Raw genomic sequence first — 3045 nt, 5'->3', positions numbered from 1 at the left:
GTATTGGTGTCACCTTTCTCGAGGAATTGTGGCTGTTCTGCAGCCACGACAGCTCTACGGGAGACGGGTCCCATGCCGCCCATGATGGTGACCGAACGGAAGCGGGTCAGGATCCGTGGGTCGCGTGTGACAGCGGCGGCGATGTTGGCCAGCGGACCCAGGCACAGCAGGTCCACCGCACCGGGCCGGTCCTGCGCGACGCGGAGCAGTTGATCGACGGCGGACTCGGACGCCGGGCCCACGCCCGGTGGTGGCCGATATCCGCGGTCCCCGAGTCCGTCGAGTCCGTGTGGGGAGCTGGTGGCAGGTGGTGGCCCTGGGCGTGGTTGTCCGACGCACACCGGAACGCCACGCATGCCGGCGACGGACAGAACGGTGAGGGCGTTCCGCGCGGCCTGCATTTCGGTGCAGTTCCCGAACACGGTTCCRACACCGACGATTTCGGTTCCGGCGTGCTGTGCAATGGTGAGCAATGCAAGCGCGTCGTCGACGCCGGCGTCGGTGTCGACGAGTACGTAACGGTCGGTCACTGCCGGTCCTGTCCCCCGTGATCCCTGATCGAATCGACTCGATCACCCTCGCGCGCAGTGTAACTGGACCCGACTCCCGCCCGTTCCGTCGGTCAGTAGCTGAAGGTCACCGCCCCTTCGTCGCCGATCCACTTCCACATCGGTACCGTCCCGGCGAGTTCGGCATTGGATACCAGCGCGTCTTTGTCGAGGTGCTTGGCCTCGAAGCAGATCGGACACACCATGTAGATGCCGCCCGCGGTCGCGAATCGTGCCGCCAGATCGGGAAGCGGCGGACAACCTTCGCAGGCCACGCCCTGAATCGTGCCGTCGAGCGCGAGCCGTACCGCTTCTTTCGTGAGAAACATCAGCGTCTCGCGCTGTTGTTCTGCCGCGCCGACCGCGACCAGAAACGCAACCGTCACCTTCTCGGCGTCCTCGAGACCGGTGGTGAGACTGACCACTGCTTTATTACTCATGGATTCGAGTCTTCGCCGCACGAGGACTGCCGACAAGGGGGCTTCATCGAGTCACCGGATTCGCCCGTCGAGATCGATGGCGGTTTAGTTGTTTCGACCGCACCCACAACAGATTCGAGCCTAACCTGAAAGGGTGTTCGAACATCGTTCGTTTCAGCAGGTTTCGATGCCTTTGCGCCTCGCAGTCCGTCACGATCACTCCACCAGGGCATCCGCCGGCGAACGTATCGGGATTCACCCGCGGATGTTGACTCGGATGGGAGCGGAGCCGCGTCAACAGGCTCGCGTGAGCCACGGGGAAACGACCGCACTGTTCACTTTGATCCCGGATACCGATGTGGAAGAGATCGACACCATCGGGATAACGGAGGGTGGCTGTCGTCGGCTCGGCGCGGCGCCGGGACAGACGGTGATTCTCGACCGTCGGTGCACCGCCTCCGCGATGACCGAGGAAGAGGCCGAAATCGGGGGTGAGTTCATCGAGCGGCTCGAAGACGACGGGCGACATCACCGTCTCGTGGTCCTGGCACCGCACGGTGGCGCGATCGAAACCCGAACGGATCAGCAGGCTGAACAGGTCGTCGCTTCGCTGGGATCACGCGATTCGACGCTGTGGGTGTGTAAAGGGTGGCGACCGGTAGGCAATGCCTACCGGGCATGGCACATTTCCTCGACTGATCTCAGCGTGCACAGCTTTCCGCTTCTACGCTCCCTGTCGGCGAGACGATTCCGGTGGGCGCTGTCGTTTCACGGCTACCGAGGAAACGACGTCCTCATCGGCGGCCTCGCTCCCGCGCGGCTCAAGGCGGACGTCCGGAACGCGATCGCGAAGGCACTCGACGGAAGCGGAATCTGTGTTCGGGTCGCCGAACCCGGAGAACGACATAGCGGTGAATCCCCATCCAACCTCGTCAACCGCCTGACCATCGACGCTGCCGGCGGAATCCAAATCGAACAATCACGAGCCGCGCGGACACTGCACGGTCCGGCGATCGCCGCAGCAGTCAGCGAGGTCTACGACACCTGGATCGCCACCGACAATCGTCGGTGAGACTTCACGGGCCCGCGGGAGCCCAGCACGGCCCATCCGGGGGCGGGGTGTGCTCGTATCCCGGGTAGCACGGCAGYACCTGCGGGGCAGGGGCCGGYGCGGGTGCAGGGGCAGGCACGGGTGCCGGTGCATTCGCCGGTGGCGAGCCGGGCGGGAGACACGGACCGTCCGGGGGCGGAGTGTGCTCGTAWCCCGGGTAGCACGGCAGCACCTGCGGAGCGAACGCTCCCGGAGGCGGTGCGGGTGCCGGCACCACCGGTGGCGATTGCGGCGCCGGTGTCGGTATGGCCTCCTCCTGAATGGGAGCCTCCGCCACCGGCGCCTGAGTCGGTGCTGGTGCTTGCACCGGCGGCACCTGCTCGGCAGCGGTCGGGTTCGCCATGGCGGTCGGTGACGACGACGGCGATACCGGCCCGGCCGCGCTCGACGACGGCGTAGGCACGGCAACGTGGGGCGATGATGTTCCCGACCCGATGATCAGGCCACCGACAATAGCGACAGCGATGATCGCGGCGAGCGCAAGTCCGGCGACGATCAGGCGACGGTTCCGGTCGATCGGAGGGGTCGCGGGAGCGGGCTCGACGGCAGGCTGTTGCGGTGGCGCCGCGACGCGGGCGGCGGCGGCGAGTTCGCCCGCCGACCGATAGCGGCGCGCGGGGTCGACCGCCGTCCCGCGTGCGATCACGGCGGCCATGCCGACGGGCGGCGTCGGGACCGCCGAGGTCGGGAACGCCTCGCCGGTGAGGCACTCGTACAACACACAGGTCAGGCCGTAGACGCCCGATGCGGCCCCGAGAATCGTGGGGAGCCCTACGTCGGTGAGCTGGATCAGTCCGCCGTCCTGCACGATCACATTCGCCGGCGACACTTCCTGCTCGACCAACCCGGCCGCGCCCACGGCTTCCAGCGCCGACGCCAGTTGCTCGACAACGCCGACCGCCCGTGATACCTCCATCGGCCTGGTGGTCTGGAGGATCGTCCGCAGGTTCGTTCCCTGCGTCGTCGG

General features: G+C 66.7%; 4 protein-coding genes. 1 reads left to right on the top strand and 3 read right to left on the bottom strand.

All coding sequences use genetic code 11. From position 1 onward, the window contains the following. Both AC1D1G_RS43655 and AC1D1G_RS43650 read right to left on the bottom strand, forming a co-directional pair. Positions 1-530, bottom strand: a 530-nt coding sequence (locus AC1D1G_RS43655; RefSeq protein WP_477956757.1) for a nucleoside hydrolase, incomplete at its 3' end; no start/stop codon positions are given. 92 nt (positions 531-622) lie between these two features. Next, positions 623-988, bottom strand: a complete 366-nt coding sequence (locus tag AC1D1G_RS43650) for a DsrE family protein (protein WP_011593566.1) — start codon at positions 986-988, stop codon at positions 623-625. Between the two features lie 166 nt (positions 989-1154). On the opposite strand from AC1D1G_RS43650, the gene AC1D1G_RS43645 reads away from it, so the two are divergent. Further along, positions 1155-2039: a poly-gamma-glutamate hydrolase family protein gene (locus tag AC1D1G_RS43645; RefSeq protein WP_348539671.1), complete on the top strand. Its 885-nt coding sequence runs from the start codon at positions 1155-1157 to the stop codon at positions 2037-2039. Between the two features lie 4 nt (positions 2040-2043). On the opposite strand, the gene AC1D1G_RS43640 is transcribed toward AC1D1G_RS43645, so the two are convergent. Beyond that, a partial coding sequence (locus AC1D1G_RS43640) for a protein kinase family protein (RefSeq protein ID WP_477956756.1) occupies positions 2044-3045 on the bottom strand: 1002 nt, incomplete at its 5' end.

This window comes from Rhodococcus sp. P3_B8 (genome assembly GCF_056402775.1).
Note: the sequence above shows the minus strand (reverse complement) of the source record. Positions and strands in the feature narration are given on the sequence as shown.